19 protein-coding genes are annotated in these 25,123 nt (G+C 63.8%); 8 read left to right on the top strand and 11 right to left on the bottom strand.

The annotated features are described in order from the left end of the window. Positions 1-18 precede the first annotated feature (18 nt). On the top strand, positions 19-2,262 hold the full coding sequence (locus AB7F49_RS02750; RefSeq protein WP_428520070.1) for a hypothetical protein: 2,244 nt from the start codon (positions 19-21) through the stop codon (positions 2,260-2,262). Positions 2,263-2,478: 216 nt separating this feature from the next. Here AB7F49_RS02750 and AB7F49_RS02745 read toward each other — a convergent pair whose 3' ends face one another. Continuing rightward, complete coding sequence (locus AB7F49_RS02745; RefSeq protein WP_428520068.1) at positions 2,479-2,793, bottom strand: hypothetical protein; 315 nt, start codon at positions 2,791-2,793, stop codon at positions 2,479-2,481. A 232-nt stretch (positions 2,794-3,025) separates the two neighbouring features. On the opposite strand from AB7F49_RS02745, the gene AB7F49_RS02740 reads away from it, so the two are divergent. Next, positions 3,026-3,769, top strand: coding sequence for a GntR family transcriptional regulator (locus AB7F49_RS02740; protein WP_428520210.1), 744 nt, complete (start codon positions 3,026-3,028; stop codon positions 3,767-3,769). A 23-nt stretch (positions 3,770-3,792) separates the two neighbouring features. Here AB7F49_RS02740 and AB7F49_RS02735 read toward each other — a convergent pair whose 3' ends face one another. Further along, positions 3,793-4,224, bottom strand: a complete 432-nt coding sequence (locus AB7F49_RS02735) for a nuclear transport factor 2 family protein (protein ID WP_428520067.1) — start codon at positions 4,222-4,224, stop codon at positions 3,793-3,795. Between the two features lie 256 nt (positions 4,225-4,480). On the opposite strand from AB7F49_RS02735, the gene AB7F49_RS02730 reads away from it, so the two are divergent. From AB7F49_RS02730 to AB7F49_RS02705, 6 genes are all read left to right on the top strand, one after another. Further along, complete coding sequence (locus tag AB7F49_RS02730) at positions 4,481-5,665, top strand: ABC transporter substrate-binding protein (RefSeq protein WP_428520065.1); 1,185 nt, start codon at positions 4,481-4,483, stop codon at positions 5,663-5,665. A gap of 124 nt (positions 5,666-5,789) precedes the next feature. Further along, the gene (locus AB7F49_RS02725; RefSeq protein WP_428520063.1) at positions 5,790-6,662 is read left to right on the top strand and encodes a branched-chain amino acid ABC transporter permease; all 873 of its coding nucleotides are present in this window, start codon (positions 5,790-5,792) and stop codon (positions 6,660-6,662) included. A gap of 4 nt (positions 6,663-6,666) precedes the next feature. Further along, complete coding sequence (locus AB7F49_RS02720) at positions 6,667-9,165, top strand: ATP-binding cassette domain-containing protein (protein ID WP_428520061.1); 2,499 nt, start codon at positions 6,667-6,669, stop codon at positions 9,163-9,165. Between the two features lie 51 nt (positions 9,166-9,216). Further along, entirely contained in the window at positions 9,217-10,479 is a 1,263-nt protein-coding gene (locus AB7F49_RS02715; protein WP_428520060.1) for an amidohydrolase family protein, read from the top strand. A gap of 208 nt (positions 10,480-10,687) precedes the next feature. Then, positions 10,688-11,287: a D-sedoheptulose 7-phosphate isomerase gene (locus AB7F49_RS02710; RefSeq protein ID WP_428520058.1), complete on the top strand. Its 600-nt coding sequence runs from the start codon at positions 10,688-10,690 to the stop codon at positions 11,285-11,287. A 121-nt stretch (positions 11,288-11,408) separates the two neighbouring features. Continuing rightward, on the top strand, positions 11,409-11,645 hold the full coding sequence (locus AB7F49_RS02705; protein WP_428520056.1) for an Lrp/AsnC ligand binding domain-containing protein: 237 nt from the start codon (positions 11,409-11,411) through the stop codon (positions 11,643-11,645). Positions 11,646-11,658: 13 nt separating this feature from the next. Here the strand turns inward: AB7F49_RS02705 and AB7F49_RS02700 are convergent, their stop codons facing one another. The 9 genes from AB7F49_RS02700 to AB7F49_RS02660 form a co-directional block, all read right to left on the bottom strand. Then, positions 11,659-12,576 carry a DMT family transporter gene (locus AB7F49_RS02700; protein ID WP_428520054.1) on the bottom strand — a complete coding sequence of 306 codons (918 nt, stop codon included), beginning with the start codon at positions 12,574-12,576 and terminating at the stop codon, positions 11,659-11,661. 117 nt (positions 12,577-12,693) lie between these two features. Beyond that, complete coding sequence (locus tag AB7F49_RS02695; RefSeq protein WP_428520052.1) at positions 12,694-13,608, bottom strand: c-type cytochrome; 915 nt, start codon at positions 13,606-13,608, stop codon at positions 12,694-12,696. A gap of 110 nt (positions 13,609-13,718) precedes the next feature. Beyond that, complete coding sequence (locus AB7F49_RS02690; RefSeq protein ID WP_428520050.1) at positions 13,719-14,165, bottom strand: c-type cytochrome; 447 nt, start codon at positions 14,163-14,165, stop codon at positions 13,719-13,721. A gap of 144 nt (positions 14,166-14,309) precedes the next feature. Then, entirely contained in the window at positions 14,310-16,610 is a 2,301-nt protein-coding gene (locus AB7F49_RS02685) for a xanthine dehydrogenase family protein molybdopterin-binding subunit (protein WP_428520048.1), read from the bottom strand. 12 nt (positions 16,611-16,622) lie between these two features. After that, positions 16,623-19,802: an efflux RND transporter permease subunit gene (locus AB7F49_RS02680; protein ID WP_428520046.1), complete on the bottom strand. Its 3,180-nt coding sequence runs from the start codon at positions 19,800-19,802 to the stop codon at positions 16,623-16,625. Positions 19,803-19,806: 4 nt separating this feature from the next. After that, the gene (locus AB7F49_RS02675) at positions 19,807-21,018 is read right to left on the bottom strand and encodes an efflux RND transporter periplasmic adaptor subunit (RefSeq protein WP_428520044.1); all 1,212 of its coding nucleotides are present in this window, start codon (positions 21,016-21,018) and stop codon (positions 19,807-19,809) included. Positions 21,019-21,142: 124 nt separating this feature from the next. Continuing rightward, positions 21,143-22,705 (bottom strand): murein biosynthesis integral membrane protein MurJ, encoded by a 1,563-nt coding sequence (murJ, locus tag AB7F49_RS02670; protein WP_428520042.1) that lies wholly within the window; start codon positions 22,703-22,705, stop codon positions 21,143-21,145. Positions 22,706-22,788: 83 nt separating this feature from the next. Beyond that, positions 22,789-23,940 (bottom strand): DegT/DnrJ/EryC1/StrS family aminotransferase, encoded by a 1,152-nt coding sequence (locus AB7F49_RS02665; RefSeq protein WP_428520040.1) that lies wholly within the window; start codon positions 23,938-23,940, stop codon positions 22,789-22,791. 41 nt (positions 23,941-23,981) lie between these two features. Then, entirely contained in the window at positions 23,982-24,983 is a 1,002-nt protein-coding gene (locus AB7F49_RS02660; RefSeq protein WP_428520038.1) for a Gfo/Idh/MocA family protein, read from the bottom strand. Between the last annotated feature and the right edge of the window lie 140 nt (positions 24,984-25,123).

Genomic DNA, 25,123 nt, shown 5'->3' with positions numbered 1-25,123 from the left:
GCGACACCCGCATCGACGTTGACGGAACTCACCCACCTTTCGGACGTGGAAGCGTCTTTGCGGGTGGCCGACAACAACATGCGGCTTTTGTTTTTGTGTCCGCCGCCGGTCTCGGCGCTTTGCATTGCCATGGCGCAGGGGACGCCGCCGGGGACTGCGTTGCGCGACTGGAAGGGCAGAGCGCAAGAGATACTGCGCCTGTCGCGCCGTCACAGACGGATCACGACGATCGTCAGCCCTTTCACAATCGTTCGCCATCCCAGGCAGCTTTTCGAGACACTGGGTTTAAGACTGGGTGATGGGCAGATGCCTGCGGCACCTCGTCTGGACACGAAGGCTGGTGACGATCTGATTTTTCAGTTGCTCGCGAACCATGCCCTGAACGCGGACATTCCGGCTCGGATTTTGGCCAGCGAACTCGAGGCAAGTACGCTCGATTTCTCCGGCGGTGCCCTATGGGGCATCTTCAGTGCGGATCGTGCCTTCGCGCAATATCAGGACATGGTCTGGCAGTCAGCGCAGGCCCAGACCTGGGCCGAGCGTGTGGCCGGGCATGAAGCCTTGAAGCAGAAGTTTCTCAACCTGCAGGAGCAGGTCAATGCATTGACGGCGCAAAACAGGATTCTGGCGAACCAACAGGAGCAAGGAGGCACAGCGGCACGTCCCAGCCGTGAGCGAGGCCGGCAAGTTCCTCCGAGCCCCGAGAAGCCGGTTGCGGCAGGCGGTCTGGTTCAGCAACTCACGGTGAGACTTGGCCGCGCCAAACCCGTCAGCCAAGTCGAACTGCGCGAACTCCGGGCCATTCTTGCCGACATCGAATCCGGAACTGAAGCCTCTGAATCGCTCGCGGCGAGGATACGCGTCAATGGGCCAGGCCTGCTTGCGCTCCTGTCCTTCGAGCCGCCAACCAATTCCCAACGCGCCGAATTGGCAGGCAGTTCTGAGACCTTCATTCGAAAGGTGCTTTCGGCGTCATCGGTTCCCGACGGTGGGGGGCTCATCAACGATGCACGGCGCGGCGTCGCCGACCGGCCGCTCTCCGGACTGGCGGCCTCAGCGGACTGGCATGACCCCCGTTGGCTCAGTTTCGTTCCCGGCTTTACCGACGAGGAACCGCTCGATGCGCCGGGTTCCCGCAATCCATGGATCTGGGAGCGCGCGCATTTCCTCTACGGGCTGGACCGGATCGATCGTTCCCGTCCGATCCGGAACGTTCTGGCTGTTTGCGAGCTTCAGGAAGACCTCATCAACAAGCTCGTACGTCGTTTCGGAGGCATCGACCTGCTTGACGTCAATCTACTCCTCAAGCCTGCCATGAACGCGGGGCGGCCCTCGACTTACTTTATCGGAGACATGCTTGAAGAAACGCGTGGGGTCGAGCAGCTGTCACGAGCGGACTTCGACCGCCTGCCAAATGGTTGTTATGACGCGATTGTGCTTCCGCACGCGTCAGCGCTTGTGGGGGGACCGGACAAATTCGCGAACATCCTGTCGCAGCTTGACCCGAAGCTCGCGGTGGGCGGGACCGTCGCCTTTAGCGCCCATATCCCGCTGGGTCGGGCAAGCTCTAATCAGAACCTCGTGGATGTAAATCTCGCCGGCGATGATGGGCTTGTTGGACGGATTCTCCGCGGAACATCCTTTGATTGGATGGACGGGGTCGACATGACGCTTTGCGGTCACGACCTCGGTCTCTTCGGCCCACCGCAGACGCCGGGGGTGTTCTCCGAATCAGCCGGAGACGAAATGACATGGCCGGGCGTATTCTTTCTGGGAAAGTCGGCCGAGACGCCCCGTCCTGCCTGGGAAAGGGTTCTTCGTGACCAACACGATGCCAGCCTCGGCGATCAGACCAAAAAGCTGCGCCTGTCTCCGGGCAGCCGACGGATTGGAGACGCGATCGTGGTGTCGCCTCGCCGCGAGCGGATGACTGCGTTCTACGGGCCCTATATTCGCCTCTCTGCCGGCACCTACAGGGCGAGCGCAAGATTGCGGCTTGATGGAAGCGGAATTTTCAAGGGAAGAATCGACGGAATTTTGGAGGTCGTGGCGGGAACAGTGAGGCTGGCGGAAGTGCAGACCTCCGGCGCGGCGCGGATCTTCGGCCGTGAGCAAAGCTATGTTATGGATTTCGATATTCCCCATGGGTTCGACCAGGAAATCGAGATTCGCGCTGTGGTCGCCACAAATGTTGCTGTACGATTTTTTGACATCATGATTGAGCGTAAGATGGAGCCGCAACAGGTTCAGGATGACACCTAATAGCTCTCCCATCACCGAGGGCTGATTGGACTGCACCGGCCGGCATGCCCGGCATCAACCGTTCCAATTTGAACCTCAGCGTGCAGGTTACTCAGACATGCGCTGACGTGACCCTGCCACTGAACATTCATCCCGGCGGCGGTTGGAAGCTCGGCCAAATTTGCGCTGAAATCGCTATTCGCTGCAGAACGATATTCCTCTTTGGGGGTATTTCGCCTAGATCGCATCATCCGAGCGCTTGCTCGCCAGGCGAGCATGTCTCTGAGAGATTGCACTCCGACGATCGACGATTTGTTGCGGATGGTAGTTCTCGTCCAGAATATCGACACCCTCCGCGATATCGTTTTCCAGGATGCGGATCGAATAAACCAGCATTCTCCATTCGGCTTCGATCTGCTCGGCATCAAACCCCTGGCTGCGCTCCCATTCCTTGAATCCCTGTTTGGCTCTGCGGTAAACCCGTCGTCGCTCCGCAAGGCTCGACGCATCCGTATTCCGCAGCGCCTCACAAATCAGCATCCAATAATCCATCAAGATCAAGTCCCGCCGTTGGCTGTTCCGAAAACCGCTTGAAAAAGCCGAGAGAATCTTGCTGACATATTTCTTCCGAACCGCGCTGGATGATGCATCCGAGCGCTAGGTTTTAAAGGGATTACGAAACGAAGCCAAGATCGGCCCATTCGTGCCGTGCGTTTCAGCCAATTGACCGATGCCGCCACGGCCGCTACGGGATGGCATCATGGCCCGTCCGCGCCGCAATCCCATGTCGAAACGGAGCAAACCCGGCAAGGCATCCGACACCGATCGCGTCGGCACCATCTACCGCGCATTGCGGCGGGCCATCATCGAACAGGCCCTGGAGCCGGGAGCCAAGCTCCCGGAAGACGCCATCGGCGAACGCTTCGGCGCCAGCCGCACCATCGTGCGCCATGCGCTCGGCCAGCTCGCCGCGGAAGGACTGGTCGAGCTTCGTCGCAATCGCGGTGCTGCGGTCGCCACTCCGAGCTGGGATCAGGCGCGTGACATTTTCGACGCGCGCATCGCGATGGAGCGCCTGGTCATGCAGCGGCTGGCCGGCCAGCTCACGCGCCCGCAGATCGAGCAGCTCAGGAACCATGTGGACGAGGAAGAGCGGGCGCGCGGCCGCGACGAGCCACTGTCCATCCGGCTTGCGACCGAGTTCCATATCGTGCTGGCGGAGATGACCGGCAGCGCCGTCCTTGAACATTATGTCAGCGAAACCTCGTCACGCTGCGGTTTGATCCTCGCGCTCTACAGCCGGCCGCATTCGTCGGAATGTGCGGTCAGCGAGCATCGCGAGATCATCGAGGCATTGGTCGAGGGTGACGCGACGCGCGCGGTCGCGGTCATGGATCAGCATCTTGAAGCTGTCGCCAGCCGCGCACTGATCGTGTCTCGGCCCAACAAGGGCAAGGACATCAAGGATATTCTCGCAGGCTACGTCAACGCTGAGAACGAGAAGGGACGGAACGGCGCGCGGCGTTGATCGCTCCGCCGTCATTCGATGCGCTACGCCACGATCCCTCTTGCCGTCAGGATGCGCTCGGCTGAGTCGTTCCAGACATCCATCTGCACGATCTTGCCGCCGCGGACCACAAACCGGTCGACATAGCGATTGCCCTCGAACACTGTGCCGTCCGGCCATTCGCCAAAAAGCGTGCCAAGGTTGTAGACGATGGTCTCGCCCCGTCCCGGCACCACGTCGGTGCGCTCCATTTTCTTCTTCACCCATTTGTAGCGCCCCGCATTGAACGCCGTCGTCTCGCGCGGATGCTTGTACTTGCGCCCGCCGGTAAACGTAATGGCGAGATCGTCGGCGATGTAGCGCGCCGCCGTCTCCGGATCCGGAACCATCGAGGCGATCAGATAGCGCTCGACGATGGCTGCGGCTTCGGCAGTCTCGTCGGTGGCGGAAAGGATCTGGGCGGTGGCTGGTGACATGGTGCATCCCTCATCGCGTCGACCCGTAAGCCGGGTGACGATCCCCTGCATAATCCCTGCCACAGATTGGATGCAATGCCGGCCATTATTCGTATACAATATCGCATACGATTTTGCCTGAATCCGGGGCTCGTTGCCCATTAGATGTGCGGTGGAGCCAAAAGGCAGCGGATTCTTCTGCAATTTCAGTGCATGCGCTTTGGCATGCGGCTTGCGTCAGCAGACCCCAGTTGTTCACCGACCGGAGAGGTATGCCATGATGTCCCGTCTGCCGCTTCCCATCAACCGACGGCTCGTTCTCGCCAGCGCCTTGGCGCTGGTCATGCTCTCACCGGCTGTGGCCCAGCAAACCATCAAGGTCGGGCTGGTTGCGGCCATGTCCGGCCAGTCCGCCAAATCCGGAGAGGCCATCACGCGCGGCCTGACGCTCGCGATCGACGAAATCAACGCCAAGGGCGGCGTGCTTGGCAAGAAGCTGGAACTGGTCTCGCGCGATGACGAGAGCAATCCCGCCAAGGGCGTGGTCGCTGCACGCGAGCTGGTGCAGCGTGAAAAGGTCGCGGCCCTGTTCGGCGGCGTCGATACGCCGGTGTCGCTCGCGATCGTGCCCTTCGCCAACCAGGCCAAGGTCCCGTTCATGGGCGTGTGGGCGGCAGGCACGCCGATCACCAAGAACGGCGCGGCCGAGAATTACGTGTTCCGGGTCTCGGCGGTGGACGAAATCGTCGACAAGGCGCTGGTCGATTATTCGATCAAGAAATACGCCGCCAAGAAGCCCGGCATGATCCTGATCAACAATCCCTGGGGCGAGTCGAACGAGAAGGGCCTGAAGGCCGCGCTCGCCGACAAGAAGATGGAATATGCCGGCATCGAGAAATTCGAGACCAACGACGTCGACGTGGTGCCGCAGCTCACCCGCCTGAAGCAAGCCGGTGCCGACGTGCTCTATCTCGTCGCCAATGTCGCGCCATCCGCGCAGGTGGTGAAGTCGCTGGACCGCATGGGCTGGAACGTGCCGATCGTCTCGCATTGGGGCCCGGCCGGCGGACGGTTCGCCGAACTCGCTGGCGCAAGCGCGCCGAAGGTGCATTTCATCCAGACCTACAGCTTTTCCGGCAAGCTGCCGCCGAAGGGCGAAGCGGTGCTGGCGGCGCTGAAGAAGAAATTCCCCGAGATCAAGTCGCTCGCCGACGTGACTCCGGCGGTCGGCATCGCCAACGCCTATGATGCGATGCACCTCACCGCGCTGGCGATCGCGAAAGCCGGATCGACCGAAGGCCCGAAGGTCCGTCAGGGCTTCTACGCGATCGACGGCTATGACGGCCTGATCAAGAACTACAAGAAGCCGTTCACCGCGACCCAGCATGACGCGCTCGGATCTGACGATTATCTTTTCACCTATTTCAACAAGGACGGTGAAATCCTTCCGCTGACGAACTGAAAATCTTGCTCTGGAGTCGTCCCCGCGAAAGCGGGGACCCATATCCACGGCTCTGGAATATGGGTCCCCGCCCGTGCGGGGACGACAACCAGGATGTCCTCGAGATGACGGAGCCGCTATCCTCATGCTGATCACCTCCGCGATCATTTCCGGCATCGGGCTTGGCTCCATGTACGGACTGATCGCGCTCGGTTTTCACGTCACCTATATCGTCTCTCACACCGTGAATTTCGCACAGGGCTCGGCGATGATGCTGGGCGCGGTGCTGGGCTATACTTTCGGCATCACCTTGGGCTGGCCGATACCGCTGGCGGTGGTCGCGTCGCTGCTCCTGTGCGGCCTGTTCGGGCTCCTGGTCGAGCGCACGCTGGTGCGTCCGTTCGCCGAGCGTGGCTCCAATGCATGGCTGATGGCGACGGTCGCCGGCGGCATCGTGCTCGACAATGTCGTGCTCTTCACGTTCGGCAAGGAACCGCGCAGCTTCCCGTCCTTCCTTGCGCAGAAGCCGGTCGAGATTTTCGGCGCGGGCGTCTATCCGCTCCAGCTGATCATTCCCGTGGTTGGGATCGCGGCAGCGCTTCTGTTTCATCTGGTCACCCACCGCACCCGCTACGGCAAGGCTTTGCTGGCGGTGGTGCAGAACCCGGATGCCGCGCGGCTGATGGGCATCAATGTGCGCATGATCGTGGCCGCGTCCTTCGCGATCTCCACCATGCTCGCTGGCGTCGCCGGTCTGCTCATCGCGCCACTGTTCAGCGTGCATTCCGAGATGGGCATGCTGTTCGGGATCAAGGCTTTCGCGGTCGCGATCCTGGGCGGCATCACCTCGGCCTGGGGCGTGGTGCTGGCCGGCCTCGCCTATGGCCTGATCGAGGCGCTGGTCACCGCCTATCTCGGTTCGACCTACACCCAGATCGTGGTTTTCTCGGTGATCATCCTCGCGCTTACCATCATGCCGAACGGCCTGCTGGGCCGCCCGGCCGTGAACAAGGTCTGAGCCGATGGTCGAGACCCTGCGCGCCATCGGTACGCCGCTTGCCATTCTCGCCGTCACGGCTGCGGGCATCGCATTCGGGGTAGCGACCGAAGGCTACTGGCATTTCGTGCTGGCACTGGTCGCGCTCACCACCATTACCGGCGTGGGACTGAATATCCTGCTCGGGCTGACCGGCCAGATATCGCTCGGCCATGTCGGGTTCTATGCGATCGGCGCCTATACCGCAGCGATCCTGACCCTGAAGGGTGTCAGCTTCTGGCTGGCCTTCCCCATTGCGGGCGCGCTGGCGGGCGTGGTCGGCGCGCTGCTGGCGCTGCCGGCCTTGCGCGTCACCGGGCCGTATCTCGCTATGGTCACCATCGCCTTCGCGTTTATCGTCGAACACGGCACCATCGAATGGCGCGACCTCACCGGAGGCCAGAACGGCCTCATGGGGATTCCACCCCCGTCGGTCGGCGGGCTCACATTCAGCGAACGCGACGTCGCCCTGATGGCGGTCGGCTGCGCCGGACTTGCGCTCTATTTCTTCCACCGGCTGGCCAACAGCAGCTGGGGCAAGGGCATGGTCGCGGTGCGCGACGCTGAAGTCGCCGCGCGCTCCATCGGCCTCAACCCGGTCATCGTGAAGACCGCCGCCTTCGCGCTATCGGCGGTACTGACCGGGCTTGCGGGCGCCATGTTCGCGCCGCTCCTGATGTTCGTTGCGCCCTCCAATTTCCCGTTCTCGCAATCGATCCTGTTCCTGCTCGCGGTGATCGTCGGCGGCGCGGGCTGGACGCTGGCGCCGGTGATCGGCGCGGTCGTCAGCGTAGTGCTGCCGGAGATGCTGTCCTGGCTTGCCGAATACCGGCTGCTGTTTTTCGGCAGCCTGCTGCTCGTGGTGCTGTGGCTGGCGCCGGAAGGCGTGCTGGGCTCGCTCGCCAAGCTGTGGCGGCGCATCGATCCGCGGCCGGCTGCGGCCGGCGGTTTCGACGTGAAAGCTTTCCTCAAACCCGCATCGCCGCGCGACCTGATCGCGCGCGACGTCGGCATTTCCTTCGGCGGCATTCGCGCCGCAACCGGCGTGAGCTTCGACGCCAAACCCGGGAAGGTGACAAGCGTCATCGGTCCGAATGGCGCCGGCAAGACGACGGTGCTGAACATCGTCGGCGGCTTCTATCGCGCCGATACCGGTTCGGTGATGCTCGGCGACCAGGATCTGTCCGGCGCCCCCGCCTGGAAGATCGCGCGCGCCGGCATTTCACGCACCTATCAGACCACCAAGCTGTTCACGACGCTCAACGTTCTCGACAATGTCCTGATCGCGCTCCGGCGCGGCGTCCTGGGAGCGCCCTTGTCGGACGCGGAGAATCCACAGGATCGCGCGGTGGCCGAAGCGCTGCTTTCTTTCGTCGGCTATGCCGGGCCGGTGGCGACGCCGGCCGGCGACCTGCCGCATGTCGACCGCAGGCTGGTCGAGATCGCGCGCGCGCTGGCGTCACGTCCCGACGTGCTGCTGCTCGATGAGCCGGCGGCCGGCCTGATGCGCTCCGACAAGGATGGCCTCAGCGCGCTTCTGCGCCAGATCGCCGATCTCGGCATCGCCGTGATCCTGGTCGAGCACGACATGACCCTGGTCATGGGCATTTCGGATCATGTGGTCGTGCTCGACGCCGGGGCGGTGATCGCGCAGGGCACGCCGCTCGAAGTGCGGCACAATCCGGCTGTGCTGAAAGCCTATCTCGGTGGCGGCGGCATGCGTGAGCGGCCGCGCAAGGAGGCATTCGAGCCGCCGGCCGATTCCATCCTGTCGGTGGTCAAGCTGACCGCGGGCTATGGCGCGGCGCCGGTGCTGCAGGCCCTCTCTTTCGACGTGCGGCCCGGCGAAATGGTGGCGATGCTCGGCGCCAACGGCGCCGGCAAGTCGACCATCATGCGCGCGCTGTGCGGCCTGCTTCGGCCGGTCGCCGGCAACATCGTGCTCGACAACAGGCAGGTCGCGGCGCTGGAGGCTTACCGGATCGCGCGCTCGGGACTGGCGCTGGTGCCCGAGGGCCGCCAGGTGTTCGGCGAGCTCGATGTGCGTGACAATCTCGTGCTTGGCGCATTCTCGCGCAAGGACGCCGATCTCGACCGCGAGATCGAAGCACTGCTCAAGCGATTTCCACGCCTGCGCGAGCGGCTGACCAGCCGCGCCGGGCTGCTCTCGGGCGGCGAACAGCAGATGCTGGCGATCGCGCGTGGCCTGATGGCGCATCCGCAGCTTCTGATGCTGGACGAACCGTCGCTCGGCCTCGCGCCCGCGATGATCAACGAGCTGTTCGACATTCTCGCCGAATTGCGTGACGAGGGCGTCACCATTCTGCTGGTCGACCAGATGGCCGCGCTGGCGCTGACCGTCGCCGACCGCGGCTACGTGCTCGAGCAGGGCCGCTTCGTCCGCGAAGGCGCGGCGGCCGAGCTTGCCGCCGATCCGGCGCTGGAAGCGGCCTATCTCGGCGCCAAGGAAAAATCCGTCGCGTGAGCAGCATGGTTCCGGAACAGATCATGCTCACCCAGGAAATGGAGTGCATTTGTGGATTTCGATCTGATCCTGCGCGACGCGCGCATCGCCGGCAGCGCAGACCGAACCGCCGATATCGGCATCAGCAAGGGGCGGATCGCGGCAGTCGCGCCGGAACTGCCGAAGGGCGCCCCGGAAAAATGCCTCGATGGCCGGCTGGTGGTTCCAGGCTTCATCGAAACGCATATCCATCTCGACAAGTCCTGCCTGCTCGGCCGCTGCCAATGCGAGAAGGGTACGCTGGACGAGGCCGTGGTTGCGGTAGCCGCAGCCAAGCGCGGCTTCAGCCATGACGACGTCTACGAGCGCGCCAGCCGGACGCTGGAAAAGGCGATCAAGAATGGCACCACGCGCATGCGCACCCATGTGGAGGTCGATCCGCGGGTCGGGCTGACCAGCGTGCACGCGCTGCTGCGGCTGAAGAAGGACTATGCCTGGGCGATCGACCTGCAGCTTTGCGTGTTTCCGCAGGAGGGCCTGCTCGACGATCCCGGCTGCGAGGATGTCATGGTCGCGGCGCTCGAGGCGGGCGGCAATGTGGTCGGCGGCGCGCCCTATATGGACAAGAACTCGCACGGCCAGATCGCACGCATCTTCGCGCTGGCGCAGCGGTTCGGCATCGATATCGATTTCCATCTCGATTTCGGGCTCGATACCACGCATCTCGATGCGCTGGAGGTCTGCCGGCTTGCCGACGAGACCGGCTGGGGCGGGCGGGTGACGATCGGGCATGTCACGAAATTCTCCGCCATGCCGTCCGCCGATCTCGATGTGCTGGCGAAGCGGCTTGCCGATTCCGGCGTCGCGGTCACCACGCTGCCGTCAACGGACCTGTTCCTGATCGGCCGGGATTATGACGGCAACGTACCGCGCGGGGTGACGCCGGTGCATCGCCTGGTCGAGCGCGGCGTCAACTGCTCGATCTCGACCAACAACGTGCTGAACCCTTTTACGCCGTTCGGGGACTGCTCGCTGGTGCGGATGGCCAATCTCTACGCCAATGTGGTGCAGATCGGCGGGCGGCCGGCCGACATGGAACTGTGCCTGTCGCTCGTGACCGATCGGCCGGCACGGCTGATGAACCTGCGCGATTACGGGATTGCAGCCGGCAACCCGGCGGACATCGTGGTGATGGATTGCGCGGACGGCGCCTCCGCCATCGCCGAGCTTGCGCAACCGCTGATGGTGTTCAGGCGCGGGGAGATGACCGTGTCGCGGCCCGCGGCGACGCTGATGCGGCCGGGAGCGGGACAGGCGGATTCGGCGGCGGCGTGAACCAGCCGTCCGCTCCCTTTCGGCGTGCCCAGGGACTCTCGCAGGTCCGGCTCCAAGTCTCCTGAACTGGGGCAACCGATCTCTGACTTCCGGTTCGATCGGAGGTCGGCGAACGTTCGATTTGATGGCCGAAGCCGGAATGGATATGCATGGACCCCACCACGCGGAAGGCTCGCGCGCCAGGCTGCGGGACGGAGGCTGCACGCGGATGCCGGACCCTGAGACTCACGACCTCCTCGACCGGCATCTGTCGGCGTCGGTTCAGGTCCTGCAGGCGGCGGCGGCGTCGAACAGTTTCCGCATCAGCCTCCGGCAGGTCGCAGAGGTGATGACCGAGAGCCTGAAGAACGGCGGCAAGATCATGTTTGCGGGCAACGGCGGCAGTGCTGCCGATGCCCAGCATATCGCCGGCGAGTTCGTGTCGCGGCTCAATTTCGACCGCGCTCCGCTGGCGGCTCTGGCGCTGACCGTCGATACCTCGGTCCTGACCGCGATCGGCAATGACTACGGCTACGAACATGTGTTCGAAAGACAGGTCCGCGGTCTCGGCCGCCCGGGAGATGTGTTCGTCGGCATCTCCACGTCGGGGCGCTCCCCCAACATCCTGCGTGCCATCGATACCGCCAGAGAACTCGGCTTGCGCAGCGTGGGCTTCGGCGGCGAAGGCCAAAGCGGTCTCAGCGAGCGCTGCGAGCTGATGATCGCGGCGCCATCGCGTCAGACGCCCTTGATCCAGCAGATTCACATCGTGGCCGCGCATGTGATTTGCGGCCTTGTCGAGGAGGCGCTGTTCGGAAAAAGGCCGTGAAGCAGGCGCTTTCCCTTCCCCACGGAGGACTGGGACGGAAGCACTCCGGCATGAACCGGACCCGGCTTGCCAAGCAAAGGGCTTTTTGCTGGATTGGCGCCCACCCCGCGCGGAGGCCCGAATGGTTCCCTTCTTCGTCCAGATCAAATGCCATATGGGCAAATCGTACCAGGTGGCCGATGCGATTGCCGACGCCGAGATCGCTTCCGAAGTCTATTCAACGGCGGGTCATTACGACCTGCTGGTGAAATTCTATGTCGATCCGTCTGTCGATATTGGGCATTTCGTCAACGAGAAGGTGCAGGTCATCCCGGGCATTCAGGACACGCTGACGATAATAACCTTCAAGGCGTTTTGAACGGAGGCAGCCCTCACGGCGCCGGCGGGGCGGTGTCGATGTCGCGCTTGCCAAGCTGCCGCTCACGGAACACCACGATCAGGCCGGCGGTCGCGATGATGCTCGCCCCGACGAACACGATCGGCAGCGGTATTTCGCCAAAGACCAGAAATCCGAACATCAGCGCCCACAGCATCGTCGAATAGGTGAATGGCGCCACCACCGATTGCGGCGCGTTGCGGTAGCTCTCGGTCAGGAAGATATGTGACAGCCCGCCGATCAGGCCGGTCGCGATCAGCGCCGCAAGCTGCATCGGCGACGGCATGATCCAGCCGAAAGGAAGCGTCGCCAGCCCGGCAAGCGCACAGAACAGCGAAAAATAGAACACAATTGACGATGTCGTCTCGGTATCGGTCAGCCGCCGCGTCTGGATCACCGCGCCCGCGTTGATGATGGCGCCCGAGAGACCGCAGATCGCCCCAATCGCGGTCGCCGTGGTCGCAAATCCCCCGTAGCGCGACGGATCGAAATGCGGCCACAGCATCACCAGCACGCCCACGAAACCGAGGATCACCGCAGACCAGCGATAGATGCGCACGCGCTCCTTCAGGAAGATTGCCGACAGCACCACGGTGGCCAGCGGCGAGGCGAACGAAAAGGCTGTGGCGTCGACCACCGGCAGCCGCGCCAGTGAGGCGAAGTTCAGGAACATGCCGCCCACGCTGAACAGGCCGCGCCCGGCATGGCCGAGCACGCGTTTGGTGCGGAGCATCTGCATCAATTCGCCCCGGACCAGCACGAGCAGCGTGATCGGCACGATCCCGAACGCGGCGCGGAAGAATACAACCTGCCCGACCGGCGCGGTTTCGCCCGCAAAACGCACAAGCACCGACATCGCCGCAAACATCAGCGACGAGATCAGCGTGAAAAGAATCGCCTTGGTGACATTCATTGAGGGGAAGACGCCGAGGGCGCGTCCGGCACGGACGCTCAGGTCCCTCCCCTCCTGTCGCCGATGAACCGGCTGCCCGCAAGGGGCTGCGCCGCATGCCAAGGATGCGGCGCAATCCTACTTGGCGGGACGCTTGGGCCCCTCCACCGGCGGCAGCGACTTGAGATAGATCGCCATCGCCGCCCGGTCCTCCTTGGAGAGTTGCGAAGTATTGCGGATCACCGGCCCCATATTGGAGCCGACCGAGTCACCCGAAGGCGTCATGCCCGAATCAAGCAGATACTCGATGTCGTCCTGCGTCCAGTCCTTCAGCCCCGTCTGCGTAATGTTCGGAACCCAGCCCTTGCCCTCAGGATTGGGGCCGCCTGCGAATTTCTGTCCCGAAAGGATGCCCCCCAGCAGATTGCGCGGCGAATGGCATTCGGCGCAGTGGCCCGGACCGTTCACGAGATAGGCGCCGCGATTCCATTCCGCGGATTTGCTCGGGTCGGGCTTGAATGACGAATCATCGAAAAACAGCAGCTTCCATCCGCCCAGAGGCCGGCGAATGCTGAATGGGAACGGCACGTCATGGGCCTTCGAAGCATCCTGCACGGCCGGCAGTGTCTTCATGAAGGCGTGCAGATCGCGCACGTCTGCGACCGACATCAGCCGATAGGAGGTGAACGGAAAGGCCGGAAAATAGTGCGAGCCGTTCGGCGCGGTCCCCTTGAGCATGGCGTTGACGAACTGATGCTCGGTCCAGGCGCCGATGCCCATCTTGGGGTCCTGTGAAATGTTCGGCGCGTAGAAGGTTCCAAATGGCGAATGCAGCGGATGCCCGCCGCCCAGCTTGAGCTTGTCGGGCTGTCCCTCGGTCGCGTGGCAGGATGCGCAGCCACCGGCGTAGAACATGGTCTTGCCGTTTTCGAGGTTGGGCTGATGCGCGGCGAGCGCGGTCGCCGGCACTGTGGCGGGGATGGTGACGAACCAGAACGCCGCGAGGCCGACGACGCCCGCAACGATCGCCAGAAGGATCAGCTTGCGCAGCATGCATCACTCCCCATTGTCCAGACCGATACTATTCGGTCAGGCCGGCTCGGAAAAGTGCGGGGCGGCACATCCGGTGGATGGCCGCCCCATTGGTCACCCGACCGCGAAACCTAATTCTTTGAGATACGAAACATCTCATGGCAGGTGCCGCAGTTATCCTTGCCCATGGCGCTGAACGCCGCCTTGAAACTGTCGAGGTCCTTGACCGAGGTCTGGGCCGCTTTCGAAGCGGCGCCCCACTTCGCCATCGCCGCCTTGAAACCCTCCATGTCGGACCAGATTTTCGGCGACGCCGTGGTCTCACCGCCGGTCTTGGAATCGTCCGGGAACAAAGCCGGCATCTTTTCGGCGGCGTTGGCATAGACGACAAACACCTGAACCGCCTTGGCGTTGTCGTAGGGGGCCGAGCCACGCACCATCGCAGCACCGGTCTTCGCCGCCGCGCCGACGCCCTTCATGATCTCTTTGCGCTCGGCGATAGCCTTGGACTGGGCAATGACGGCGCTGGCGCCGAGAGCAATTGCGAGGGCGGCACAGACGGCGGTGCGAACGATCATTGGGAACTCCCCGTTTTTCGGAAGGAAGGACAGTCTCGGAAGGCGAACCGGCAAACCCGGACGGCAGATTGTTATTCCTAAAAAGTGACGCGACGGCTATTCCCCCCAGCAATCACTAAACCGTGATCCGATCCCCCATGCGAACTAGGTGACCGTTTCGTCCTTCGACTGCCGCATCGCGCGCCATATTCGCTCGGACGTCGCCGGCATGTCGAGATGCTCGACGCGATAGCCACGCCAGAGTGCGTCGATCACCGCATTCATCACGGCAGGGCAAGACCCGATGGCGCCAGCCTCGCCAGCCCCCTTCACGCCGAGCGGGTTGGCCTTGCACGGAACATTCCGGGTCTCGAATGTGAAATCGGGCATCTCCTGCGCCCGCGGCAGCGCGTAGTCCATCAAACTCCCGGTCACGAGCTGACCTGAATCCTCGTCGTAGACGGTGTGCTCCATCAGCGCCTGGCCAATTCCCTGCACCGCTCCGCCGTGAACCTGCCCCTCCAGCAGCATCGGGTTCAGCGAGACGCCGAAATCATCGACAATGACGTAGTTCACGATGTCGAGACGTCCGGTGTCCTCGTCGATCTCGACTTCGGCAACATGGGTACCGTTCGGATAGGTTGGCGCCTTGGGAACGAAGGCATCGGCCGCCCGCAGCTTGTCCGGCGTCGCCCTGGGATGGGCTGCAAGTGCGACGAGCGAGATCATGCGATCGGTTCCGGCGACCCGAATTGCACCATCTGAAAACTCAAGGTCACGCGGCGCGGCTTCGAGGGCGTCGGCGGCGACGTCCTTCAGTTGGTCGGCGAGCTTTGCCGCCGCCATGGCGACTGAATTGCCGCCGGCGGGAATCGAGCTCGATCCGCCGGTCCCGGTCCCGGTTGCGATGTGATGGGTATCACCCTGCAGCATGCGGACCTGGTCCGGCGGTACGGACAGGTGATCGGCCACGATCTGCGAGAACGACGTGTCATGCCCCTGCCCCGTGGTCTGGGTGCCAACATGCAGACGGATCGTCCCGTCCTTTTCGAGTGAGATGGTCGCCGTATCCGGCCCGTTGCCGCCGCAGGCCTCGATGTAGGTTCCGATCCCGAACCCGCGCAGGACCCCGCGCTTGCCGGCCGCAGACGCGCGGGCCTCGAAGCCAGCGAACTCCGCGAGTGCAAGCGCGCGCGACATCTGGCCGTCGAACTCGCCGGTATCGTAGGTCTTGCCGGTCGCGGTGGCGTACGGCATCTGCTCGGGCCGGATGAAGTTGCGCCGCCGCATTTCTTCGGGCGCCAGGCCGGTCTCGCGCGCTGCGGCATCGACCAGCCGCTCGATCACGTAGGAGGCTTCAGGGCGCCCAGCCCCGCGATAGGCGTCCACGGGCACCGTATTGGTGAAGGCGGCACGCACGCGAATGTAGCACACCGAAATGTCGTAGACCCCCGGCAGCATCGCGGCGCCGATATAAGGGATGTACGGCGCATAGGTCGACAGATACGCGCCCATGTCGGCGATGGTGTCGACATCGAGCGCGAGAAAGCGGCCGGCGCCGTCGAGCGCCAGGCGCGCGGTGGTGATGTTGTCGCGGCCCTGGGTATCGCCGAGAAAATGCTCGGTGCGGTCGGCGACCCATTTCACCGGCCTGCCCGTCGCCTTCGCCGCAACCGCGGCGAGTGCATATTCGCGATAGGCGAACAGCTTGGTACCGAAGCCGCCGCCGACATCGGGAGTGATCACCCGCATCTGTTCCGGCGCAAGACCCATCACTTGCACGCCGATGATGTCACGGATGGCGTGGCTGCCCTGGCTGCCGAGCGTCAGCGTGTAATGATCGCGCGCGGGATCGTATTGCGAAATCACCCCGCGGGTATCGATGTAATTGGTGACGAGGCGCTGGTTGACCAGCTTCACGCTCACCACCCGGGCGGCCGTCGCGAACACAGATTCGGTCCTAACCCGGTCGCCGAAACTGACTTCGAAGGCGAGATTTCCCGGGCGGTCCGGCCAGACCTGCGGCGCGCCGTCGGCAAGCGCAGCCGCCGCCCCGACCACATGCGGCAGCGGCTCCCAGTCGATCTCGATCGCTTCGGCCGCATCGCGCGCCTGATCGGGCGTATCCGCGACCACGAACGCCACTGCGTCCCCGACGTGATGGACCTCATCCAGAGCCAGCACCGGACAGGGCGGGACGATCATCTCCTGCCCCGGCACGCCGACGACGCAAGGCATCAGGCCAAGATGCCTGGTATCGGCGCCGGTCAGAAGCGTGCGGATTCCGGGCATGGCACCAGCCCGCGCGGCGTCGACGATCCGGAAGCGGGCATGCGCGTGCGGGGAGCGCAACACCACGGCATGGCCGCATTGCGCCGGCGCAAAGTCCGCGACATAGCGCCCGGCCCCGCGGATCAGCGGATCGTCCTCCTTGCGGACCAGCGCCTGTCCGACTCCGAATTTCATCGCAGCGATCCGTCAGCTTTGCTGTTCAGCGGCCCGGTCCGAAGTCTCAGGATGCATCTTGCGCCGCGCGAAGCGGTCCTCGATCCAGCGCACCATCACGTAGAAAGCCGGTGTGAACAGCAACCCGAAAATCGTGACCCCGATCATGCCGGACACGACCGCGACGCCCAGCGCCTGGCGCAGTTCCGCGCCAGCACCGGTAGCGATCGCAAGCGGAACCACGCCCAGCGTGAAGGCGAGCGACGTCATCAGGATCGGACGCAGACGCAATTCCGCTGCTTCCGACGCAGCACGCCAGCGATCCCGCCCCTGATCTTCGAGCTGCTTGGCGAATTCCACGATCAGAATCGCGTTTTTCGCCGCGAGGCCTATCAGCACGATGAACCCGACTTGAGTCAGAATGTTGCTGTCCTGTCCGGCCCAGACGACTCCGGTGATCGACGCGATCAGACACATCGGCACGATCATGATCACCGCCAGCGGCAAAGTCAGGCTTTCGTACTGCGCCGCGAGCACGAGGAACACGAACACCACCGCGAGGAGGAAGGCGAAGATCGCGGTATCGCCGGCGCGGATCTGCTGGAACGCAAGCGTCGTCCATTCATAGGCAAAGCCCGCCGGCAGGACTTCCGCCGCAAGCTTCTGCATGATCTGGATCGCCTGTCCCTGCGAAAATCCGGGCGCGGCTGCGCCGTCGAGTTCGGCCGCGGGATAGAGGTTGTAGCGCGGCACCCGATACGGGCCGGTGATGTCGCGGATCGTCGTGAATGAGCCGATCGGCACCGTATCGCCATCCGCGTTGCGTACCCGCAGATTGAGGATGTCCCGTGGTTCCAGCCGATAGGGCGCCGCCGCCTGCGCCTGGACCCGGAAGGTGCGGCCGAACAGGTTGAAGTCGTTGACGTAAAGGGAGCCGATATTGACCTGCAACGCGGCGAAAACGTCCGGCAGGTTGATGCCGAGGAGTTGCGCCTTGGTGCGGTCGATGTCGAGATAGAGCTGCGGCGTCGACACTTCGAACAGCGAGAATACCTGCATCAGGCCGGGGGTCGTGGCAGCGCGACCCATCATCGCACCGACCGCCTCCTGCAGGGCCTGCGGTCCGCGGCCGGCACGATCCTCCACCATCATGCGGAAGCCGCCGGCATTGCCGATGCCCTGCACCGGCGGCGGCTGCACCACCAGCATCAGGGCTTCCTGAATTCCGGCATACTTCCCGAACAATGTGCGCTGGATCGCGCCGACCGACTGAGCCGGATCCTTTGCCCGCTTGTCGAACGAGTCGAGAATGAGGAAGATCGCTCCGGCATTCGGTGCGTTGGTAAAGGTCGCGCCGGAGAAGCCCACGATATTGATGGCGTTGAGAACGCCCGGCGTCTCGAGCGCCAATTCGGTTGCGCGCTTCATTACCTTGTCGGTGCGTTCGAGCGACGCGCCCGGCGGCAATTGCGCCACGACGATGAGGTAGCCGCGATCCTGTTGCGGAATGAACCCTTGCGGAGCCTTGCGGAACTCGTTCAACCCGACCCCGATGATCACGGCGTAGACCGCCAGCATCAACCCCGTCAGCCGGACCGTGCGTCCCGCCAGCCAGCCATAGCGGGACGACAGCCAGTTGAAGCCGCGGTTGAACAGCCGGAAAAACGCCCCGAAGGGCTTCTCCCACCACCGCTCCTGATGGTGCTCCTTGTGCGGCTTCAGCAGCAGCGCGCACATCGCCGGCGACAATGTCAGCGACACGATCAGCGAGATCGCGGTCGCGCTGGCGATGGTCAGGGCAAATTGCCGGTAGAACTGACCGGCGATCCCGGTGATGAAGGCGGCGGGGATGAACACAGAGCAGAGCACGAGCGCGATCGCGATCAGCGCGCCGCCGACCTCGTCCATCGAGCGGATGGCGGCGTCGCGGGGCGCCAGGCCGCGCTCGATATTGCGCTCGACATTCTCCACCACGACGATCGCATCATCGACCACGATACCGATCGCAAGCACGAGCCCGAACAGCGACAGGTTGTTGAGCGAAAAGCCGAACACGCTCATCATGAAGAAAGTGCCGATGAGCGAGATCGGGATCGCCACGATCGGAATCACCGCCGCCCGCCAGGTCTGCAGGAACAGCAGAATGACGAGGATGACGAGGACCACCGCCTCGAAGATGGTCTCGATCACCGCGTCGACCGACTGCTGGATGAACTGCGTCGGGTCGTAGATGATGGTGTATTGCATCCCCTCCGGGAAATTCTTGGCAAGCTCCGCGGTGGTGTTGCGGATCGACGTGCCGGTCGAGAGCGCGTTCGATCCCGGCCGCTGGAACACCGCGAGCGCGACCGACGGGCTCCGCCCCAGATAGGAGGACGAGGAATAGTCCTGGCCGGTCAGTTCGACCCGCGCCACATCCTTGATCCGCACGACTGCGGTCGGCGTTTGCTTGATGACGATATTGGAGAATTCAGCCGGATCGGACAGGCGGCCGAGCGTGCGCACCGCCACCTGGAAGGCCAGCTGGTTTGCGACCGGAGGCTGATTGAGCACGCCCGATGCGACCTGGATATTCTGGCCCTGCAACGCGGCGGTGACGTCCTGCGCGGTCAGATTGAGCGATTGCAGCCGGTTCGGATCGAGCCAGATCTGCATCGCGAAATCGCGGGCGCCGAACACCGTGATGGAGCCGACACCGTCGAGCCGGGTCAGTACATCCTTGACGTAGAGATTGGCGTAATTGGTCAGGAATACCGGGTCGCGCGACTGGTCCGGCGAGAACAGATTCACCACCATCAGGATGTCGGGCGAGCTCTTTTCGACCTTGACGCCGATCTGCTGCACCGCCTGCGGCAGCCGCGGTGTCGCCGTCGAGACGCGGTTCTGGACCTGGACCTGCGCGATATCGAGATTGACACCGAGGTCGAACGTCACGGAAATCGAGAACCGGCCGTCGGCGGTCGAGTTGGAGGAGATATACAGCATCCCCTCGACGCCGTTGACCTGCTGCTCGATCGGAGCCGCGACGGTGTCCGCGACGACCTCGGCGCTGGCGCCGGGATATTGCCCGGTGATGTTGATCACCGGCGGAGCGATTTCCGGATATTGCGCGATCGGCAGCCGCAGGAACGCGACCCCGCCGAGGATGATGAACACCGTCGAAAGAACCGCAGCGAAGATCGGCCGGTCGATGAAGAAATGGGAAATCTTCATGAGGCTATTTCCGCGCCTGTCCGGCGGCGGATGCCGAGGCGGGCGCCGGCGCGGGGGCAACCTGCGGCGTGACCTTGATGCCCGGTCTCGCGCGCATCAGGCCCTCCACAATGACGCGTTCGGTCGGCTCGACGCCGCTCTTGATCACCCGGTCGCCGTCGGAAAGCGCACCAAGTTCCACGTATTTCTGCGCGACCGTGTCATCGGGGCGCACGACATAGACGAACTTGCGGGCCTGCTCGCTGCCGATCGCGGCGTCCGGGATCAGCAGCGACGTATACGGCGCCGAGCCCGGCACCTGAACCCGCGCGAACATGCCGGGCGTGAACAGTCCTTGCGCATTGGCAAACACCGCGCGTCCGCGAATGGTGCCGGTCGAGCGGTCGATCACATTGTCGACGAAGTCCATGCGGCCGACATGAACGAAATCCTTCTCGTCGATCAGCTTGAGCCGCACAACCGACGACCCGCCGCGCGCAGCGATTTCGTCCTTCTTCGCATTCACATTGCCGTCGGCCGCAAGGCGCTCGTATCGCAGGTAGGACGCCTCGTCGAAGGTGAACTCGAAACGGATCGGATCGGTGGAGACGATGGTCGCGAGCAGGGTGGTCGTGCCGCCGGCGCCGCCGGTGACGAGGTTGCCGACCGACACGCGGCGGTCGCCGATGCGCCCGGAGACCGGCGCGCGCAGATCGGTGAATTGCAGATCGAGCTCGGCCTGCCGGACCGCGGCTTCCTGAGCGGAGACGTTTGCTTCCGCGACCCGCTTCACCTGCGTGCGCTGATCGAAGGTCTGCTGCGTGATCGTCTTGTCCTTGACCAGCTGCGCGGCGCGGTCGAGATCGCCCTGCGCGAATGCGAGTTCGGCGCGGGACTTCTCCAGCGTCGCTTTGGCCTGATCGAGCGCGGTCTGGAACGGGCGTTTGTCGATGGTGAAGAGCAGGTCGCCCTCCTTCACCATCTGGCCGTCCTTGAAGTCGATCTTGTCCAGATAGCCCGAGACCCGCGCACGAATCTCGACCGAGTCAACGGCCACGAAGCGACCGACATATTCGTCGTGATCGGTGATGGTGCGTTCGATCGGTGCAGCCACGGTGACCGCGGGTGGTGGCGGGGCCGCTTGCTGCTGGGGTGGATTCTGGCCGCAACTCGCAAGCAAGGCGCCCGCAAATGCAAGCGCGACGCCGCCAAGCGGACGATACTTTGGTCTAATCATTCAAGGCTCAAGAGTCGGCTCAGTCCCCACACATCAGATAGGAACGCCGGGTTTGGACTTCAAACATCATGGCGGCGCCTGCCTGTTATTGTTGCGCCGACGAATACTGAACGGATACAGGTGGTTAATCCGATTTTGGGAGCGCCGCCGGCGGCTGAGGGCTGCCCCGAAAAGCCCGGAACCAGTTGCGCCCGAGCAACAGCAGCACCAGCGCCCCATAGAGAATGCCGCCGAACACGGCGAGCGTGGCCAGCGTGGCCTCGTCGCGGAACGCCGGCAAGTCGCGGTAGAGGGCGGCCACAATCCGCTGCGACAGGAAAAGTGCGATCCCGAACACGCATCCGATCGCGGTCAGGAGCAGGATCGACCGCTTCAAACGGCCATCCACCCCGGCAATGCCGGCGCGAGAGGCGAACCAGGCCACGAGCCCCAGATTCACCCAGGCCCCGATGGCGGTCGCGATGGCAAGGCCGACCTGCGCCAGCGGACCCATCAGGGCGATCTTGATCAGGATGTTGATCGCGACCGCAATCAGCGACGCCTTGACCGGGGTCGCGGTATCGCCGCGGGCGAAGAATGGCGCGGTCAGGGAGCGGATCAGTACATATGGAATCAGCCCGATCGCATAGGCCGCAAGCGTTGCCCCGGCTGCCAGCGCGTCGTCTGCGGTGAATTTCCCGCGCAGGAACAGTGCGCGCATGATGAGATCGGGGATCAGGAGAAATGCGACCAGACACGGGATGGTGAGCAGCAGAGTGAGCTCGATCGCGCGGTTCTGCGCATGACGCGCGCCCGGCTCGTCCCCCGCTGCAAGCCGCCGCGACATTTCCGGCAGCAGGACGGTGCCGATTGCAATGCCGATCACGCCGATCGGCAACTGGTTGATCCGGTCGGCATAATAGAGCGCGGAGATCGCACCGGCGGCGAGGAAACTTGCGATGATGGTGTCAGCGAACATCGCAAGCTGCACGCCGGCGGAGCCGACGGTGGCCGGACCGAGCGCGCGGAAGAATTTGCGCACATCCTGATCGAGCCTCGGCCACCTGAAGCGCGCCAGCACATGGGCGCGGCCGGCGTCGCCCATCACCAGCAGCAATTCGAGAATGCCGGCAATGAACACACCCCAGGCGGCGGCGTGACCGGCGGTCGGGAAGAACGCGGCGAGCGCCAGCGTCGCCATCATCGACAGATTGAGCAGAATCGGCGCCGCGGCCGGGGTCGCAAAGTGATGGATCGAATTGAGGATGCCGCCATAAAGCGTCACCAGCGACACCAGCAGGAGATACGGGAAGGTGATGCGGGTCAGTTCGGTCGCCAGCGCGAAGCGGTGCGGATCGTCGCTGAAGCCCGGCGCCAGCAACGAGATCACATCCGAAGTGAAGGCCAGCGCAACCACGAGCAGCACAAGCTGGACCGCCACCATCATGGTGAAAACGCGGTCGGCGAACAGCTTGGCGGGGTCCGGACCGTCCTGTGTACGAATTCGCGCATAGGCAGGAATGAACGCTGCGTTGAATGCACCCTCGGCGAAGATTGCGCGAAAATGGTTCGGCAGCCGCAGCGCGACAAAAAACGCATCCGCGATCGGCCCGGCTCCCAGGATCGCCGCCAGCATGATGTCGCGCGCGAACCCGGTGATGCGCGACAGCAGCGTAAAACCACCGACGGTGAAAATGCGTCCGATCACGATCGGAAAACCATTCTTTCCGCTCGTCCCCGCGAAGGCGGGGACTTCGCGGGAATGAGCGGAGCCTAGAGGCGGTTCAAGCCTTAGCGCAATGCTCGCTTCACTGCATCCACGATCCGGTCCTGCGTCGGCTCGTCGAGATAGGCATGCATCGGCAGGCTGATCACTTCGCCCGAGAGCCGCTCGCTCACCGGCAGCCCGGTCTCGGCCACCGGGAAATCGCGGTAGGCGGTCTGCTGGTGGAGCGGCTTGGCGTAATAGATCGCGGTTGGGATGCCCTCGGCCTGCAGGGCGCGCGCCAGTCCGTCGCGCTTTCCAGCCGCCAGTCGGATCGTGTACTGCGCCCACACCGATTCGTGGCCAACCGGCACGACCGGCACGGCGGCAACGTCGCTCAGCATCCGCGAATAGCGCGCGGCAACCCGGTTGCGGGCCGCGATCTCGTCGCGGAAGATTTTCAGCTTCTCGATCAGCACCGCTGCCTGGATGGTATCGAGGCGGGCCGTCAGACCCAGCCGCACGTTGTCGTATTTGTCCGAACCCCCACCATGAACGCGCACACTTTTCAGGATCGCGAGCAATTCGTCGTCGTCGGTGAGCACCGCACCGCCGTCGCCATAACAGCCGAGCGGCTTGGCGGGAAAAAAGCTGGTCGCGGTGGCATGACCGAAGGTGCCTATGTCGCGCCCCTTGTACGTGCCCCCAAAGCCCTGCGCGGCGTCGTCGAGGATGAACAGCTTCTCCGCGTCGGCGACCTCGCCGACCGCATCATGGTCCGCCGGCAGACCGAACAGATCAACCGGGATCACCGCCTTCGGTCTCAGTCCCATGGCCCTGGCGGTTTCGACCGCGGACTTCAGGCTCGCGGCGTCGATATTGAAGGTGTCGGCATCGACATCGACGAAAACCGGGGTCGCGCCGACCAGCGCCGCGCTTTCGGCAGTCGCGCAGAAGGTGAAGGTCGGACAGAACACCGCGTCACCGCGCCCAACCCCCTTCGCCATCAGGATCATCACCAGCGCGTCCGTCCCGCTCGAACAGGAAAGCGCATGCTTGGCACCGCAAAACGCCGCGAGTTCGGCCTCGAATGCCAGGACCTCCGGCCCCATCAGAAACTGGCAGTGATTGAGGACGCGCGCGGTCGCATCGTCGATCGCCTTGCCAAGCCGTCGGCGCTGCGCGGCAACGTCAATGAAGGGAATGGGTGTCACTTCGACGCGGGCGTGCTGGTTCATCGTGCGGTCAGGAGCTTTCTGCTCGTGGCGAAAATGTAGGTTCAACCGGCGGCGCGGCGCGGCTCGGGACGGCGTGAGGTCACCTTGGCCGGCTGACGATTCTCGAGGCAGCGCATTGCAACGTCGAGGCTTTCCACGCCCTCTTCGCCACTGACCGGCGGCGCGTTGTTATCGCGCACCGCGCTCACAAAGGCCTGCAATTCCGCGCGCAACGGTTCCGCATGCCCGACCGACAGATGCCGCATCGAATAGCTGCCGTCCGGCTGAAACCCGAAACATTCGGTCACCTGGCGGGTGAGCAGATCGCCGATCAGGTACTTGCGGCGGGTCGCGACGTGGACGGTGCGCGCCTTGAACGGTGTCAGCCAGTTGGTGTTGATATGGGCGAGCACACCGGAAGCGGTGCGAAATTGCAGCAATGCGATGTCCTCGCGCTCGGCCATCGCGCTCGACAATTGCGGCTGCACTTCCACGATTTCGGAATCGGTGAACCAGCGGATCAGGTCGATGTCGTGGACCGCGAGATCGATCACCACGCCGACATTCGACATGCGCGGCGGAAACGGACCGACCCGGGTAATCGCGATCGAGAGAATGTCCTCGTCGCGGATCGCGTCCTTGATCGCCTGCACCGCCGGATTGAAACGTTCGACATGGCCGATCATCAGCTTCACGCCGCGCCGCTTTGCTGCGGCGATGATCTCGCGTCCCTCGTCGACGTTGGAGGCGATCGGCTTTTCGATCAGGATATGAATGCCGCGCTCGATGCATTTCAGCGCGAGTTCATGATGCAGATGTGTGGGCGCGGCAATCGTCACCGCATCGAGACCCGGCCCCAGCAGATCGTCGATATCATCGACCGCGGGTACACCAAGAATGCGGGTGACGAGTTCGCGCTGCTGCGCGCTCGGATCGGCCACCCCGACCAGAATCACATCCGGCAGGCCGGAAAAGACGCGGGCGTGATTCGCCCCCATGATACCCACGCCGACCACGCCGACGCGAAGCGGCCCCGTCTCGCCGCTCTTTACTGCACGAACCATCGCAGACTCACCCCCGAAGCGGCCCAGATTGCAGCCCTGCCTAGCATGCCCTTCGCAATTGCGGCGAGATTTCGTTAACTGGTCCAAACACCTTTTGAGTCAAAGCGTTACGAGCGCACGTCCGGTGCGGGCAGAATCCG

Source organism: Pseudorhodoplanes sp., from assembly GCF_050250235.1.
In the GTDB taxonomy this organism is placed as follows: Bacteria; Pseudomonadota; Alphaproteobacteria; order Rhizobiales; family Xanthobacteraceae; genus Pseudorhodoplanes.
This window is presented reverse-complemented; position numbering and strand designations above follow the sequence as displayed.